The organism is Paenibacillus sp. RRE4, from assembly GCF_031844205.1.
Taxonomy (GTDB): Bacteria; Bacillota; Bacilli; order Paenibacillales; family Paenibacillaceae; genus Paenibacillus; species Paenibacillus xylanexedens_B.
This window is the reverse complement of record NZ_JAUZUT010000018.1, coordinates 1-15354: the sequence shown is the minus strand read 5'-3', so window position 1 is coordinate 15354 and position 15354 is coordinate 1. Positions and strand designations below refer to the sequence as shown.

At 49.2% G+C, this 15354-nt stretch carries 14 protein-coding genes; all 14 read left to right on the top strand.

Features of this window, described 5'->3' with window-relative positions; all coding sequences use genetic code 11:
• Positions 1–46 precede the first annotated feature (46 nt).
• Entirely contained in the window at positions 47–1330 is a 1284-nt protein-coding gene (locus tag Q9R46_RS27850) for an amidohydrolase (protein ID WP_311282537.1), read from the top strand.
• Between the two features lie 344 nt (positions 1331–1674).
• Positions 1675–2541, top strand: coding sequence for a histidine racemase CntK family protein (locus tag Q9R46_RS27845; protein ID WP_311282536.1), 867 nt, complete (start codon positions 1675–1677; stop codon positions 2539–2541).
• Between the two features lie 61 nt (positions 2542–2602).
• Positions 2603–3397: a nicotianamine synthase family protein gene (locus tag Q9R46_RS27840; RefSeq protein ID WP_311282535.1), complete on the top strand. Its 795-nt coding sequence runs from the start codon at positions 2603–2605 to the stop codon at positions 3395–3397.
• Positions 3398–3449: 52 nt separating this feature from the next.
• Positions 3450–4751, top strand: coding sequence for an opine metallophore biosynthesis dehydrogenase (locus Q9R46_RS27835; protein WP_311282534.1), 1302 nt, complete (start codon positions 3450–3452; stop codon positions 4749–4751).
• 133 nt (positions 4752–4884) lie between these two features.
• Complete coding sequence (cntA, locus tag Q9R46_RS27830) at positions 4885–6537, top strand: staphylopine-dependent metal ABC transporter substrate-binding lipoprotein (protein WP_397386429.1); 1653 nt, start codon at positions 4885–4887, stop codon at positions 6535–6537.
• A 12-nt stretch (positions 6538–6549) separates the two neighbouring features.
• Entirely contained in the window at positions 6550–7482 is a 933-nt protein-coding gene (gene opp1B, locus Q9R46_RS27825; RefSeq protein ID WP_311282533.1) for a nickel/cobalt ABC transporter permease, read from the top strand.
• On the top strand, positions 7482–8378 hold the full coding sequence (gene cntC, locus Q9R46_RS27820) for a staphylopine uptake ABC transporter permease subunit CntC (RefSeq protein ID WP_311282532.1): 897 nt from the start codon (positions 7482–7484) through the stop codon (positions 8376–8378). The genes opp1B and cntC overlap by 1 nt, the downstream gene beginning before the upstream one ends.
• On the top strand, positions 8359–9168 hold the full coding sequence (cntD, locus tag Q9R46_RS27815) for a staphylopine uptake ABC transporter ATP-binding protein CntD (RefSeq protein WP_311282531.1): 810 nt from the start codon (positions 8359–8361) through the stop codon (positions 9166–9168). Before cntC ends, cntD begins: the two co-directional genes overlap by 20 nt.
• The gene (locus tag Q9R46_RS27810) at positions 9169–9921 is read left to right on the top strand and encodes an ABC transporter ATP-binding protein (protein WP_311282530.1); all 753 of its coding nucleotides are present in this window, start codon (positions 9169–9171) and stop codon (positions 9919–9921) included.
• Between the two features lie 114 nt (positions 9922–10035).
• Entirely contained in the window at positions 10036–11235 is a 1200-nt protein-coding gene (cntE, locus tag Q9R46_RS27805; protein ID WP_311282529.1) for a staphylopine family metallophore export MFS transporter CntE, read from the top strand.
• Positions 11236–11294: 59 nt separating this feature from the next.
• Entirely contained in the window at positions 11295–12527 is a 1233-nt protein-coding gene (gene cntE, locus Q9R46_RS27800) for a staphylopine family metallophore export MFS transporter CntE (protein ID WP_311282528.1), read from the top strand.
• A 384-nt stretch (positions 12528–12911) separates the two neighbouring features.
• Positions 12912–14108 carry a GTP-binding protein gene (locus tag Q9R46_RS27795; protein WP_311282527.1) on the top strand — a complete coding sequence of 399 codons (1197 nt, stop codon included), beginning with the start codon at positions 12912–12914 and terminating at the stop codon, positions 14106–14108.
• Positions 14109–14249: 141 nt separating this feature from the next.
• Positions 14250–14519 (top strand): 30S ribosomal protein S14, encoded by a 270-nt coding sequence (gene rpsN, locus Q9R46_RS27790; protein ID WP_311282526.1) that lies wholly within the window; start codon positions 14250–14252, stop codon positions 14517–14519.
• A 38-nt stretch (positions 14520–14557) separates the two neighbouring features.
• Positions 14558–14899 carry a DUF3024 domain-containing protein gene (locus tag Q9R46_RS27785; RefSeq protein ID WP_311282525.1) on the top strand — a complete coding sequence of 114 codons (342 nt, stop codon included), beginning with the start codon at positions 14558–14560 and terminating at the stop codon, positions 14897–14899.
• Positions 14900–15354 lie beyond the last annotated feature (455 nt).

Here is a 15354-nt window from a genome sequence, read left to right as displayed (position 1 = left end):
TCACCGTTATAAATTGGATAAATGAAGCTTGAAAGGAGGGCCCAGGATGAAAAGTGATCTGGAGCAGACGAGAGGACAGCTTGTGCAGCCGGAAGAAGAGAAGCAGCAAGTTGAGCAGAGCGAGCTACAGCGGGAAGTAGCGCAGACTTTGGATCACCAATATGTATTGCCATGGGTAGAAGATACGGAACAAGAGAAGGAGTTCGCGGCACATCTGACTGCAATTCGGCGGCATCTTCATCGTAACCCCGAGCTGTCTGGTGAGGAAAAGGAAACGACAGCAGCTATTCGCGGCTGGCTGGAAGAGGAAGGTGTTCGCCTTGCCGATGAGTATAAACTGCGAACAGGGCTTGTTGCTGAGGTAGGGCAGGGAAATGGCCCTGTCGTAGCGCTTCGGGCAGACATCGATGCCCTGCCTATTCAGGAGGAAACCAGGCTGGAGTTTGCTTCACAGATCCCGGACCGTATGCATGCATGTGGGCATGATGCACACACTGCCATTTTGATCGGAGCAGCACGCTTACTGAAACGGCGTGAATCGAGTTTGCCAGGTAGAATTCGATTGATTTTTCAACCGTCAGAAGAAAAGGCAACAGGTGCTCGCCAAGTTATCCAGAGCAGAGCACTCGCCGATGTTCAGGCTATATTTGGTTTACACAATAAACCGGATCTGCGAGTAGGCACAGTGGGTATTCGCGAAGGTGCATTGATGGCAGCAGCCGATGGTTTTGTGGTTAAAGTGCAAGGCGTGGGTACCCATGCGGCTGTACCCGAGGCTGGCATCGATCCGATTGTGGTTGCTTCACATATCGTCATCGCGTTGCAGGCCATTGTCAGCCGGAATGTAGGTGCTCAGGAGAGTGCAGTACTCAGCGTTACGAAAATGAACAGCGGTACGGCCTGGAATGTCATCCCGGAGGAAGCGGTACTTGACGGCACAGTACGCACGTTTGACGAGAAGGTGCGCGCCCATATCCGGGAACGTTTTAACCAGGTCGTGGCTGGCGTGGCTGCAGCCTACGGCACAACGGCGACGGTACGCTGGATTCAGGGACCGCCTGCTGTGGTCAATGATGCATCGCTGGCATTGGACTCAGAACAAGTCGTGAATGAGCTGGGTTTGAATCATGTCAGACCGCTGCCTTCGCCGGCAGGAGAGGACTTTTCTTTTTATCAAAAAGAAGTGCCGGGTCTGTTTCTCTTTCTCGGGACATCGGGACCGCACGAGTGGCACCATCCGGGTTTTGATGTAGATGAGCAGGCTCTGCCAATTGGTGCATATCTGCTGGCAGGGCTGGCTGAACAGGCTTTGAAACGTCTGCAAGCTTAAAAAGGCACTGATGTTGAAAAGAAAGTAGACGATTAATTTTAGTTCAGATTATATCCATAGTCTCGATCTGTCATATTGGCTTAAGAGCTGGCGCTAGTCGTCAGCTCTGTTTTGTTTTATTTTCAAAAGTCGGGGAATCCGCAGGGACTTTTCAGTTATTCTAACACCGGAGTGTACGCGTAAAATCGGGTTGTACAACAGGCGTAGATGGAAATATTTGTTGACGACCACCAATGAGTGTGCTATATTTTTCTCGTCCTTTAATCGTAATTATTACTATTAATATCGAAGTAATGCAACGGAGAACTTCAATTCGAGTCTAAAGAACAGGAGCCGCCGCCGCGATGAAACAAGAGATTGATTTTATCAAATGTAATCCGACGCAGAACATGACCCTTCTGGTGAGAACGGACCACGCAGCCGAGCATTACAGTGATATCGCTTCCAGCCTGATGTCCTATGATCATGTTCACGCTGAACAAGTCGGGTTCATCAAGCAGCCACGAAGGCCAGAAGCCGTTGCCCGCTTGGAGATGGCAGGAGGAGAGTTTTGTGGCAATGCTTGTATGGCACTGGCAGCCCATATTGCAGCAGAAGCAGGGCTGGAGAAGCAAGCGTCCATGAATATCAAGCTGGATGTTTCAGGCACAGAGCACTTGATCAGCTGTCATGTGAAGCGGCAAGAGCATCGGTATGATTGCCGGGTTACGATGCCTGTTCCCGATCAGATCGAGCGGCGGAAGATTACGTTTGAAGGTATGGAGCTGAATCTGGTCATTGTCCGGTATGCCGAATTCATTCACATCGTGATTGAAGTGCAGGACGTCGATGACCTGATGAAACGAAGGGCAGAACATCTCGCACGATTACTGGGACTCACGATGGGAGACAAAATGATCGGTGTGTTGTTAGTTCACCCTGCTACGCAAGAGATGGCGCCCCTCATTTATGTCCCGCAGCTGGATAGCCTGATCTGGGAGAGAGGTTGCGGATCAGGTACGGCCTCTGTAGGCGCTTATCAGGCCTGGCTTAGACAGAGCGAAGTCACCCAGTTGGTCAAGCAACCCGGAGGTACGATTAAGGTGACCGCTCAGTGGGAGGCCCAAGGAGTGAAGGCCATTACGATTGAGGGAACTGTTGGTATTGTTGCCTATGGCACGGCTTTCATTGATACCTTACAGGAGCAGAGCAGGAGCGTTGTAGAGGTCTGAGCAGGTACCTGAGACTGAGATGTATGATGGTTGACCATGACAAGGTGTAGGAGGAGAGGTAATGATCACGTTGATCCACTTGGAAATGAGACTACGTGTTTTTGCCGAACAATTTGGCAAGCTTGCGGCCAGATATGATCAGACGCTTGAGCACAGCGCGGAACTGGAAGCGGTGATTAACGAGTATTCACGGTTTGTGACAGACCCTGATCACAAGATCGCTTGGGGGTTGTTGAGGCAAGACGAACTGCAGGAGCTTGATCCGCTAGTTCAGGCGCTAAGACAAAAGTCCGCTCAGTGCGTCGCGATTATGGAGAAATATCGGGCATTGAAGCTGCAGGCTGGAGAAGTGCAGATTGCGGATTATTTCAAAAATATCGAAGAGTGCATCGACAAAGAGTTTGGCAGCTTTCAGGTGACACCTGAGTCCAAAGTGCTGCTGGTGGGTTCCGGTTCATTTCCGATGACCCCTTTACTAATCGCTAAACGTACCGGAGCCGAGGTGGTTGGCATTGATATCGATGCAGAGGCGATCACGCTTGGGCGAAAAGTGGTGGAGAAGCTAGGGGCAGGCTTGAACATTCGTTTAGAGCAGCAACTGCTGGAGGATCTGGCGTATACCAGGCAGACGACTCATATTATTTTCAGCTCCACGGTGGCTAACAAGTATGACTTGCTCGATCAATTATACGCATTGACCAATGAACAAGTCGTTGTAGCTATGCGGTATGGCAATGGGTTGAAATCACTGTTTAATTATCCTATGAAAGAGACGGACGGCAACAAATGGAGAGTGGCAGATAACATTCTACGCCCGCATGATGTGTTCGATATCGCGTTGTATCAGAAGGCGTAAGACGTCGAGTGAAGTGTAATTGGGTCTATGATTTGTTTATAGGGAGGTATGTATGAACGGCGTTGAAAAAGTTCTGTTATGCGGCACGGGTCCTGTGTCCATTCAGCTTGCGGTAATCTTGAAAATACATCTGGGCTGTCAGGTGGGTATGGCGGGCAGGCAATCGGTGCGGTCAGCATCGTTCTTTGCATCACTGGAACAGAGCCAGCAACAGGTTCAGGTGACGATTCAAAATGAGAAGCATCGACCCTTGGCCGGGGGATGTACAGTGGATCAAGTATTTAAAGGATACAACACCCTTGAAGGGGAGTGGGATACACTAATATTGGCAGTCACCACGGATGCTTATATCGATGTACTCCAAGAAATCAATGATGAGTTCATCAAACAACTGAAATACATTATTTTGGTTTCCCCTACCTTTGGTTCCAGTCTCCTGGTGAGTCAGTATTTGCTTGAGCGGAATGCTTTCCCGGAAATCATCAGCTTTTCCACCTACTTGGGCGATACTCGCTGGATGCATGAACAACCGTCGAATGAAGTGATCACCACGGGGGTCAAAAAGAAGGTTTACATTGGCTCCACGGTTCCCTCTTCAACCTATGTACGGCAATTAAGCGATTTATTCCAGCGGTTGCATATATCACTCGCCGTCATGTCTTCTCCACTGGAAGCCGAAACAAGGAATATTTCGCTGTACGTACACCCACCGTTGTTTATGAACGAATTTTCGCTAGAGGCCATTTTTGGTGAGCAAGGTGTTCAAAAATATGTTTATAAGCTTTATCCCGAAGGGCCGATTACACCCAAGCTCATTTGTAGTATGCGGTCACAGTGGCAGGAGATCGAGCAGATTACAGACAGACTTCATATTCAGGGAGTAAACCTGCTGCAGTTTATGACGGATGACAATTATCCGGTGCGATTAGAGAGTTTATCACGTCAGGATATCGAGAAATTTGATCAATTCGAGGCCATCCATCAGGAGTATTTATTATACATACGGTACGCCTCATTATTGATTGATCCGTTCTCGGAGCCGAATGCTGCTGGCACATATTTTGACTTCTCGGCTGTGCCGTTCCGACAAATATTTATAAACCGCGAGGGTGAACTCGACGTTCCGAGAATGCCCAAGGAAGACTATTACCGCATCAAAATGATTCAGGGCATCGCGAGACATGTGAATGTCGACTGTCCAACGATAGATCATTTCATTGCCACATATGAAGCAAAGCTTCAGGAGGTGACGCGTAGACATCCAGATCAGCGCCTGTCGACCGCGTTTGTGATCCAGTCGTTTGGGCAAGATGTTCGCATGATCTGTAGCGGCCTTAAGGGCAGTAAGGTCTAATTACATCTGAAGAAGCAGAGCTGAAAGCTTTAGGAAAGAAAGTCGCATCGCAAGATGGTCCTGCAATCGAAGTGGCATGCAGTAAAAAGCAATGATCTGCTTGAATTTTATTTGTTTATCAGGGGGAACTATGGTGAGAAAAAGACGTGTTTTTATACGGATGGTAACACTGGTTGCTGTCATTGCGATGATGTCGGGTTGTGCTCAGAATGCCACCAAGGAGAACAGCCAAGCGGCATCATCAGTCAGTAAGATCAATAATGAAATTATCTATGCTTCCGCGAAAGATATTAACGATATGAACCCACATCTGTACACAGGCTCGATGCCTGCGCAAGGCATGGTGTATGAATCTCTGGTCGAGAACACGGCTGAGGGAATCAAACCCTTGCTGGCCGAATCATGGGACATCTCCAAGGACGGCAAAACGTACACCTTTCATCTGCGCAAAGGGGTGAAGTTCCATGACGGCGAACCATTTAACGCCGAAGCGGTCAAACAGAATATCGAAGCGGTTCAGGCCAATGCCGAGAAACATGCCTGGATCAAGCTCTCCACCAAGCTGAAGGATGTCAAAGTGAAGGACGAATACACCGTGGAGTTGGATCTGTCCGATGCCTATTATCCGACGCTCGTGGAGTTGTCCATGACCAGGCCGTATGTCTTTATCTCACCAAAGGATTTCAAAAATGGTGGAACCAGGGACGGAGTGAACGGTTTCCATGGGACTGGGCCGTACAAGTTAATCGGGCACAAGGTCGAAGAAAATGCCACCTTTGAAGCCAATGCGGAATACTGGGGCGGTGTGCCTGCCATTCAGAAAATCACGGCCAAAGTGCTTCCGGCCGGAGAAACGACCTATTTGGCACTGCAAAAAGGGGAGATCAACTTTGTCTTCACGGATGACCGCGGGGCAGACAGCATTGACGTAGAAGCGATGGATCAGCTGGCTGCATCCGGCGAGTATCAGGTGGTGCGAAGTGATGCGATGAACACGGCCATGATTGTGGCGAATAGCAGCAGGCAGAACAGCCCGGTTCACGAAAAGGCTGTGCGGGAAGCGTTATGGATCGGTATTGATCGGGAGACGATCAGCAAGGATATTTTCAATGGCACGCAGACGGTAGCGAGTACGTTGTTTTCATCGAATGTGAACTACGCCAATGTCGATCTAAAGGTTCGAACGTATGATCCGGAAGCCGCCAAACGTCTGCTGGATCAGGCAGGCTGGACTTTGGCAGAGGGCAAGACGGTGCGTACAAAGAACGGCCAACCTTTAGCGATGAAACTGTATTATGACAGCAACTCGTCCTCTCAGAAAATGCAGGCGGAGTTCATCCAGTATGCGATGAAAGAGATCGGTTTGGAACTGGATCTGACAGGCGAGGAGTCCTCTTCCATTGCGAACCGAAGAGCGACCGGGGAATATGACCTGTTGTTCAACCAGACCTGGGGACTGGCGTATGACCCGCAGAGCACCATCGCCGCGTTTACATCGGATTCGGCGTACAAACATACAACAAGCGGCATTGCCGAAGCGGATGAACTGTATCGGAAAATCGATCAGGTGATGAGCTCGACCGACGATGACTCAGCAACCGCATCTCAACATGGAGAATCGAGAAAAGCACTTTATGCGGATATTTTAAACATCGTACATGATGAAGCGGTGTTCATCCCGCTTACAAACGGGCGTGTCACCATTGTTGCTCCGAAACGTCTGCAAGGCATTACCTTTAAACAGACACAGTATGAATTGCCGTTTGAAAAGATGAAATTCGAGTAGAGGGGGAGGGATATGGGAAGTTATATTGCCAAACGACTGCTGCTGACCATCCCTTTGCTGGTCGTTATTTCGTTGATTACTTTTCTGTTGATCAATCTTTCCCCGCTCGACCCGGCAGTCGTTGTCCTGCAGGCTCAGGATGTACCGCAGATCACCGATGAACTGATCGCTCAAACGAATGAAGCGCTGGGTTTTAACCAGCCTTTCCTCGTTCGTTATATGGACTGGATGGCGGCCGTTGTGCAGTTTGACTTTGGATATTCTTACGTGTCCGGTGAGTCCGTGTGGTCATTAATCGGGCCGGCTTTACTGAACACGTTAAAGCTTACGCTGGTATCCTCCGTCTTCATCATTCTGTTATCCATAGCGCTTGGTGTTCTCTGCGCCCTGAAAGAAGGGAAGATGCTGGATCAATCGGTTAGAGGTATTTCCTTTTTCCTGACAGCGATGCCGTCTTATTGGCTTGCGGCCATCCTGATCTGGTATTTTTCGGTGAAACTCGACCTGCTGCCGACCAGTGGCATGGACTCTTATCGCAGCTACATTCTGCCTGTGCTGGTGATAACGGTCAGTTATACGGGCATTTATTTTCGAACCGTACGCAGTGCAATGCTGAGCAACATGAATGAGGATTATGTGTTATATGCGCGCGCGAGCGGCCTTAGCGAGCGGAAGGTCATGCTGCATATCCTGCGTAACTCCCTGCAAGTCGCGGTGTCGATCTTCTGCATGGCGATTCCAATTGTACTGGGAAGTACCGTTGTTATTGAAAATGTATTTGCATGGCCAGGGCTTGGCCGGCTGAGTGTAAAGTCGATTCTGAGTCGGGATTTTCCCATCATTCAGGCGTATGTGCTTATTTTGGCGGTAACGTTTGTGTTATTTAACATGCTTTCGGACATGATCAATGCAGCGCTGAATCCGCGTTTAAGAAAGGAAATCTGATGCGACTATTCAAAAATCTGAGCCGTGACAAACTTGCCGTGACCTCGCTGGCCGTTATTATCGTGACCATTGTTCTGGGGATCTGTGCGCCCCTCGTTGCCCCTCATGACCCCGGAGCCGTCAACATGAAGCTGCGTTATGCCTCACCTTCCTGGCCCTATCTGTTAGGCAATGATCATCTTGGTCGATGTGTCTTATCCAGAATGATCTACGGTATCCGTCCGAGTGTGTTATGGGTGCTGGCGGCACTCGGTTTCTCGGTACTGATCGGTGCGGCGGCGGGATTTGTGGCAGGGTATTTCAAAGGCAAAGTGGATGCTTGGTTGATGCGAATCTGTGACATTATGCTGTCTTTTCCCGGATATGTGATGACGCTGGCGGTGGTTGGCATTTTGGGCGCGGAGCTTGAAAATATTCTGATCGCGTTTGTCTGTATGAAATGGGCCTGGTTTGCGCGTGTCATCCGTACATCCGTGATGCAATTCTCGGACATGGATTATGTGAAATTCGCCAAAGCTTCGGGTATACCGAGCCTAACCATCATTACACGTCACATCATTCCGGTAACCTTTGCCGATATCGCGGTAATCTCCAGTGGCGCGATGTGTTCCATGATGCTGCAGGTGTCGGGGCTATCCTTCCTTGGTCTGGGCATTCAGGCACCCCATGCAGAGTGGGGCATGATGCTGAATGAGGCGAGACAAGTCATGTTTTCCAGACCGGAATTGATGCTTGCACCGGGGCTTGCGATCGTTGTGGTGGTATCGGCTTTTAACTTTTTATCAGATGCACTTCAGGTGGCACTAGACCCGAAATTAATGACCTCTCCAGGCAAGCGGGATAAATCTCGTGAAAGAGAGGTGAGAAAGGCGGCCTATGAATATAGTCGAGGTTGAGCATCTGAAAGTGTGGGATACGCATACCAATCAGGCCATTGTTCATGACAGTTCATTTACGGTGCGGCAAGGGAGCTGCATGGCGATTGTTGGGGAGAGCGGCAGCGGCAAATCAGTCACATGCAGAGCGTTGATGCGGCTGGATAAGCCTAATATGCGCCAATCGGGAAAGATGCTGTTTCAGGGCACAGATCTGAATCAGCTCTCCGAAAAGGAGATGCGGCGTCGAAGAGGCAAGAAGCTGTGTATGATTTTGCAGCAGGGTATGAGTGCATTCGATCCTTCCTGTGTAATCGGTGTACATATCCGGGAGACGTTGCAGACGCATTACCATTGGAACAACCGTGAACTGGAGCGGAGAATGCAGCAAGCGATGGAGAGTGTTATGCTCCGAAATCCCACAGAAATTCTGAACAAATATCCCCATCAACTGTCTGGCGGTATGTTGCAACGAATCATGATCGCGCTCGCACTTGTGCTCGAACCGGATCTGATTATTGCGGATGAGCCAACCACGGCGCTGGACACGATCTCCCAGTACGAAGTGCTGGAGCAGCTGATTCAGCTGCGTGAACGCATGGGGTGCTCCATGATCTTTATTTCCCATGATCTCGGGGTTGTGCAGAAGATCGCGGATGAGGTGATGGTCATGAAAGACGGCAAGATTGTGGAGCAGGGTAGCATGCAATCTGTTTTGCAGGAGCCTGCACATGCGTATACCCGCTATCTCGTATCTACCCGGTTGGAACTGAGCAATCATTTCAAAGCTTTGATGCAGGAGGGATCATAGATGCTAACGGTAGAGCAGATTGAGAAATCATATGTCCAAGGCGGACTGTTCTCGAAGCATCGGAAGCAAGTGTTGAAAAAGGTGACCATGGAATGCCGGCATGGTGAATGCCTCGGCATTATTGGCGAAAGCGGCAGCGGCAAATCCACACTGGGTCGGTTGATGCTGGGACTGGAAAGCCCGGATCGCGGCGTCATCCGGCTGGAGGGAAAAGATGTGAAAGACCGGCGCGTGCGGATGGGCCGCATCAGCGCGGTTTTTCAAAACTATACCTCCTCGATCAATCCGTTTCTTACGGTAAAGGATGCGATTATGGAGCCGATGAAGGCACTCCAAAAGTCAGGACAAGGACAGCCAATTCATGCCAAAGTGGATATGCTACTTACCCAAGTTGGACTGGACTCATCTTATCGTCTTAAGTATCCGCATGAGCTGTCCGGCGGGGAAGCACAGCGAGTCTGCATCGCGAGAGCAGTGTCGACAGAGCCGCAGTACCTTGTACTGGACGAAGCCGTCAGCTCGCTGGATGTGTCGGTCCAGATTCAGGTTTTGCAGTTGCTGAGATCATTGAAAAGCCTGTACAAGATGAGTTATGTCTTCATTACGCACGACATTCAGGCGGCGGCCTATATCTGCGACAGGTTTGTTTTTTTCAGAGAAGGCCAGATTGAAGAGACGGTTTTGGTTGATCAGTTAAAACATGTGCAGTCCGACTATGCGCAACAATTGTTGAGCCATCTCATTTCATTGTAGCGTGGGGGAGACGGTTGTGATTGAAAGGGAAAAGACGCGTTTTGAGTAGAAGCGGGGGGAGCCGCCTGCGTGTGTAAGTTGGGAGAGCATTATAAGTAAGGGGGAACATTTGTTGTGAGTGGGGCAATGTCATGGCCTTTTTTGCGTTTGTACATTTTGGTGCTGCTCTACTTCAGTGCCAATGCCATTCTGAATGTGATTATTCCATTACAGGGGGCCTTCCTCGGTGCGGGCAGTACGACGATCGGGCTGATTATGGGTGCGTATATGTTTACAACGATGTTTTTCAGACCGTGGGCAGGTAAAATTATTCAAAAGCACGGGCCGATCAAAGTGTTACGAATTATTTTGATTATCAATGGGTTTGCGCTGATTCTCTACACGTTTACAGGGCTTGGCGGTTATCTGCTTGCCCGTATTTTGCAGGGAGTATCGACCGCCTTTTTTTCCATGGCGCTACAGATGGGCATCATTGATGCACTACCGGAGAAAGACCGTTCTCAGGGCATTTCTTATTATTCGCTGTTCAGTTACGTTCCGGGCATTGTTGGCCCGGTGCTGGCTTTAGCCATTTGGCAGACCGGAGGCATGGATTATTTTACAGTGGTGCTGATCGCGATTGCAGTTTGTACCGGGATATTCGGCTATACTGCCAAGATGGAAAAAGATAAGGAGGGGCCGCAGTCCGCTGCAGATGCATCCAGGCAGAACGTGAGTATGTGGGAGTCCTTCGGACAGCTGGTGAGAAATCCATTGTTGTTCCGCTGCAGTGTGCTGATGCTGAGTGCATCGGTGGTATTTGGCGCGGTGACTACATTTATTCCGCTGTATGCAAGTCAGGTTCCTAGCGGCAATGCTGGCGTATACTTGATGTTGCAGGCGGGTACAGTGGTGCTGACTCGAATCGCACTCCGCAAACGCATTCCTTCGGACGGGAAGTGGCATTCACCGTTTATCATGACCACGATGCTGTTGCTGGCTGTTGCGGCACAGTGTGTGAGTTTTTCCGTTACGGGAGGTATGCTCTTCTTTTATTTGGGTGCAGTTCTGATGGGGATCGCTCAAGCCATTTTGTATCCAACGCTCACGACGTATCTGTCCTTTGTTTTGCCTCAACTGAACCGCAATGTACTCATGGGTTTGTTTATTGCGACGGCTGATTTGGGCATTTCGCTGGGTGGTGCAGTCATGGGGCCAATCGCTGACATGTCTTCCTATTCATTTATGTACACGATCTGTGCTATTCTAGGAGCGGTAATGATCGTTTTTGCCTATGAACGGCGTAAAGCGACTAACCGGAACTTCATGAGCTGACGGCCAGGGAACGGGAACGTGGGTCGTGGGTACGTGTCAGAGAAAGCAGGTATGAACGATTGAAATCTTCTATAACAACAACATCCAGTGGAAAATTAGACCCGGTATCGTTTTCCTTTATCGGGTTTTACATACTGGCTTTTTTGTTTTTTGCGGCGAATGCGGCGTTGACGATTATTTTGCCTTTGCGCAGTGAAACGGCCGGGTTAAATCAGGCTGAAATTGGTCTGATGATGGGCAGTTACATGTTCACCTGTATGCTGCTCCGACCATTTGCGGCACAGATGCTGGGCAAGTATGGACCGCTCCGGGTTATGCGATGGCTGCTGATGTTACATGCGGGGACGTTGCTACTGTTTATTGTATCCGGGGTAGAAACGTACCTGTGGCTACGGGCATTGCAGGGCGTGGCGACCGCGTTTTTTTCAATGACGATGCAGGCAGGCATTGTAGAAAGACTGGAGGATAAGGATCGTGCGCAAGGCCTGGCGATGTACACCTTGTTTACGATGGTGCCTTCGCTAGTCATCCCGATTCTGGCCGTGCAAATCTGGCAAAACGCCAGTGAGCTTGCGTTTACGCTGTTGATGATTGGACTGGCGGCATTACCCTTGTTGCTTGGGTACAAGGTGGATTTACCACAGAGCACAGTGCAGAACAAAACATATACGCTGGGGGATATGCTTCGATCGTTCAGTGGCATCTGGCGCAGTACACCACTACTCGTCAGCAGTGTGGTCATGTTGTTTGCCTCCTGTGTTTTTGGAGCCACAGCGACGTTTCTTCCGCTCTATATGGTATCGACAGGTGTAGTGAGTGCAGGTATCTTTTTGACGATTCAGGGTCTGGTGGTAATCCTGTGCCGATTCATTTTGCGTAAAAAAATACCGTCAGACGGTAGCTGGAATACGTGGCTTATGGCAGGTCTGATGTTATCTGCGGCACTGGGGACACAGCTGCTTAGCTTGATGGATATGCTGGGGCCATTTGTGTATATTTCTGCGGTGTTTAGTGGTTTTGCACTGGCTTTACTGTATCCAACGCTGACCACGTATTTGTCCTTTGTATTGCCTGCGGATTCAAGGTACGTGCTTATGGGCATATTTATGTCCTCGTATGATCTCGGTTTTTCACTAGGCGGGCTGGCGATGGGCGTTGTGGTGCAGATCAGCTCTTATTCCGTGATGTTTACCGTTTGTACATTGCTCTCTGTTGCCGCTTTGATCGTGGTGGTACTTTTCAGACAGCGGATGGAGGCCGGGAATCAGTCTATTACTGCGCCAGTGACTTGAGTTGGAAGGCAGAAGGAAGACAAAGGTACGGTGTAGATTTAGATAAAAGTATTGGAGAAGGTAAAGTAGGCATTACAGGTCGCAAGAAATAGGATTATGCAAAAAGAGCTAGAGATGAAGAGATACAGCTAGAGAGTTACAAATGAATAGTTACAAATAAAGAGTTACAGATAAAGCTTGTGGTTCTTCTGCGAAGCGCATCACGGATGCGAATATGCAGGGGATTCATAAGCTTTTTTCATTGTTTTTTTGCACGAGATACGAAAAAAGATTTGACAACGACGCCAAGCAGGATTATAGTCATTGTTGTTAATCGTAATTATTACTATTAAATTCGGAAATCCACCGATCAAGGTGAACTGTACCTATAAGGAGTAGATCTGTATGACACAAAAGCAAATACCGGTGACCGTTCTCAGCGGTTACCTTGGATCAGGCAAAACAACGGTTCTGAACCATGTGCTACACAATCGCCAAGGGCTGAAAGTTGCTGTGATCGTGAACGACATGAGTGAGGTCAACATTGATGCGGCTATGGTAAAAGGCGAGGCCACGCTCTCCCGTACCGAAGAGAAACTGGTGGAAATGTCTAACGGATGCATCTGTTGCACTCTTCGTGATGATCTGATGGAGGAGATTGAAAAGCTCGTAAACGAAGGCAAGTATGACTACATCCTGATTGAGTCGACAGGCATCAGCGAACCTGTTCCGGTGGCACAGACATTTACATATGCCGATGAAGAGACGGGCATCGATCTGACACGACTGGCAAAGCTGGATTGTCTCGTCACTGTTGTTGATGTTAACCGTTTCTGGCATGATTATGCCTCAGGGCAGAGCTTGCTGGACCGGAATCAGGCGACCGGGGAAGACGATACCCGTGACGTAGTGGATTTACTCATCGATCAGATCGAAACCTGTGATGTGCTGCTGCTGAACAAGTGTGACCTTGTGGAAGAGGCAGAGCTTCACAAACTGGAGGGTATTATCCGCAAGTTGCAGCCGAGTGCCAAAATCATTCGTACGGTGAACGGACAGGTGAACCCGGTGGAGATTTTAAATACGGGACGGTTTGATTTTGAGAAAGTGAGCATGTCGGCTGGCTGGATTCAGGAGTTGGAAAAAGAGTCCCACACGCCAGAGACCGAAGAATACGGTATCGGATCATTTGTGTACCGCCGCAGGAAGCCATTCCATCCTTCTCGTCTGGCTGAATTCATGAGCTACTGGCCGGAAGAGGTTGTACGTGCCAAAGGGCTGGTATGGCTTGCCGCTGAAGGAGATGTGGCTGCCAGTCTAAGTCAGGCGGGGCCGTCCATTCAGTTTGGGCCTGCCGGGCATTGGGTTGCCGCGCTGCCGGAAGCGGACAAGCAAGAGATTTTGCGGACAGAGCCGGATGTGCTTGCAAAATGGGATGCCGAGTGGGGCGACCGCCAAACAGAACTGGTCATGATCGGCATTGATATGGAGCGTTCCATCATTGAGGATGAACTGGATCAATGTCTGCTCAGCGATGAAGAGATGCTGGCGGATTGGGGACATTTTGAGAATCCGTTACCTTGGCCTGTAGAGGCTATGTAAGAGAGGCTTAACAGTGTAAGGAAAGCTAGTGTGTAAGAGCTTAAGTGATCTGGGCTTTAGAGTAGGACAACCTGATGGAGTTCGTCGGCCGAGATACTTTTCATCAATCATCTAAAAAATCTAACAAAGGAGCTGTAGAAGATGGCTAAAAAATCAAAGGTTGTGCGTGAGAAACAACGTCAGGCAGTCGTGGCAAAGTATGCGGAACTGCGCCGTGAACTGAAGGAAAAAGGTGATTATGAGGCTCTGCAAAAGTTACCCCGTGACGCTTCACCAACGCGATTGAAAAGTCGTTGCGAGATCACTGGCCGTCCACGCGGATATTTGCGCAAATTCAAAGTTTCCCGGATCAAATTCCGTGAACTGGCTCATCAAGGTCAGATCCCGGGAGTTACCAAGTCCAGCTGGTAAGCATGATAAGAGGAGTTTTTGATAAGGAGGTCTCTCCCATGTTGGATATGTTTACGCAGCGACGCATTGTATCCTTGATGAACGGTTATGTCCATGAGAAAGTACCAGCAGAGCTACGGACGATGGTGAATTTAACCTATGAGATGAAGGATAATGAGTTGATTCTGAGCGAAGAACGTCCTGCTGGACAACGACATCAGTGGGAGCGAATGCCGATTGCTCGCTTTTATTGGGAGGGAGAGCAGTGGAAGGTATACGCTAGCGATGATCAGCACAGCTGGAGTCCGGCAGAGATTGTTGTGCCATGTTTCGATTTCGAGGATGTGTTGGAGCAAGTGGAACGAGACGAATCCGGGGTATTTTGGCGCGAACGTGATTAAAAACATAGTTGTTATGCATCTGGTGGTAGAACTGAAATAACTGAAATAACTGAATAACTAAAATAACTGGAGAAGCGCGCATTGGCTATACGGGGATCGAAATCGTGAACAACGATTGGGGTCCTCTTTTTGTTTTATCGTTGAAGACTGCACATACGGAGATGGAACACCATAATGAATAGACACTGGAACAGGCAGGAAGAAGGAAGAGAAGTGTGAGAGTAGGTGGAATAGCCGGGTGGTGCGAATAAGTGATGTATGTGAATGAAACTGCTGCAGCAGGCCCGGCTCGTGCCCCTGAAATTTTCTAGTCCAAAATTCTAACGATCCCCAGGAACGCTATTCATCCCAAAAAAGCGGGTTTGAAATTCTAACGATCCGTAGAAGCGTTATTTTGCTAGAAATAGCGATTTTGGTGGGGAAATCGGTGATTTTCAGCCGAATAAGCTCTGTGG

Excerpts from the sequence above, each read along its gene's own strand:
- Q9R46_RS27850 (WP_311282537.1), top strand. The coding sequence starts at position 47 with ATGAAAAGTGATCTGGAGCAGACGAGAGGACAGCTTGTGCAGCCGGAA.
- Q9R46_RS27845 (WP_311282536.1), top strand. The coding sequence starts at position 1,675 with ATGAAACAAGAGATTGATTTTATCAAATGTAATCCGACGCAGAACATG.
- Q9R46_RS27840 (WP_311282535.1), top strand. The coding sequence starts at position 2,603 with ATGATCACGTTGATCCACTTGGAAATGAGACTACGTGTTTTTGCCGAA.
- Q9R46_RS27835 (WP_311282534.1), top strand. The coding sequence starts at position 3,450 with ATGAACGGCGTTGAAAAAGTTCTGTTATGCGGCACGGGTCCTGTGTCC.
- opp1B (WP_311282533.1), top strand. The coding sequence starts at position 6,550 with ATGGGAAGTTATATTGCCAAACGACTGCTGCTGACCATCCCTTTGCTG.
- cntC (WP_311282532.1), top strand. The coding sequence starts at position 7,482 with ATGCGACTATTCAAAAATCTGAGCCGTGACAAACTTGCCGTGACCTCG.
- cntD (WP_311282531.1), top strand. The coding sequence starts at position 8,359 with ATGAATATAGTCGAGGTTGAGCATCTGAAAGTGTGGGATACGCATACC.
- Q9R46_RS27810 (WP_311282530.1), top strand. The coding sequence starts at position 9,169 with ATGCTAACGGTAGAGCAGATTGAGAAATCATATGTCCAAGGCGGACTG.
- Q9R46_RS27795 (WP_311282527.1), top strand. The coding sequence starts at position 12,912 with ATGACACAAAAGCAAATACCGGTGACCGTTCTCAGCGGTTACCTTGGA.
- rpsN (WP_311282526.1), top strand. The coding sequence starts at position 14,250 with ATGGCTAAAAAATCAAAGGTTGTGCGTGAGAAACAACGTCAGGCAGTC.
- Q9R46_RS27785 (WP_311282525.1), top strand. The coding sequence starts at position 14,558 with ATGTTGGATATGTTTACGCAGCGACGCATTGTATCCTTGATGAACGGT.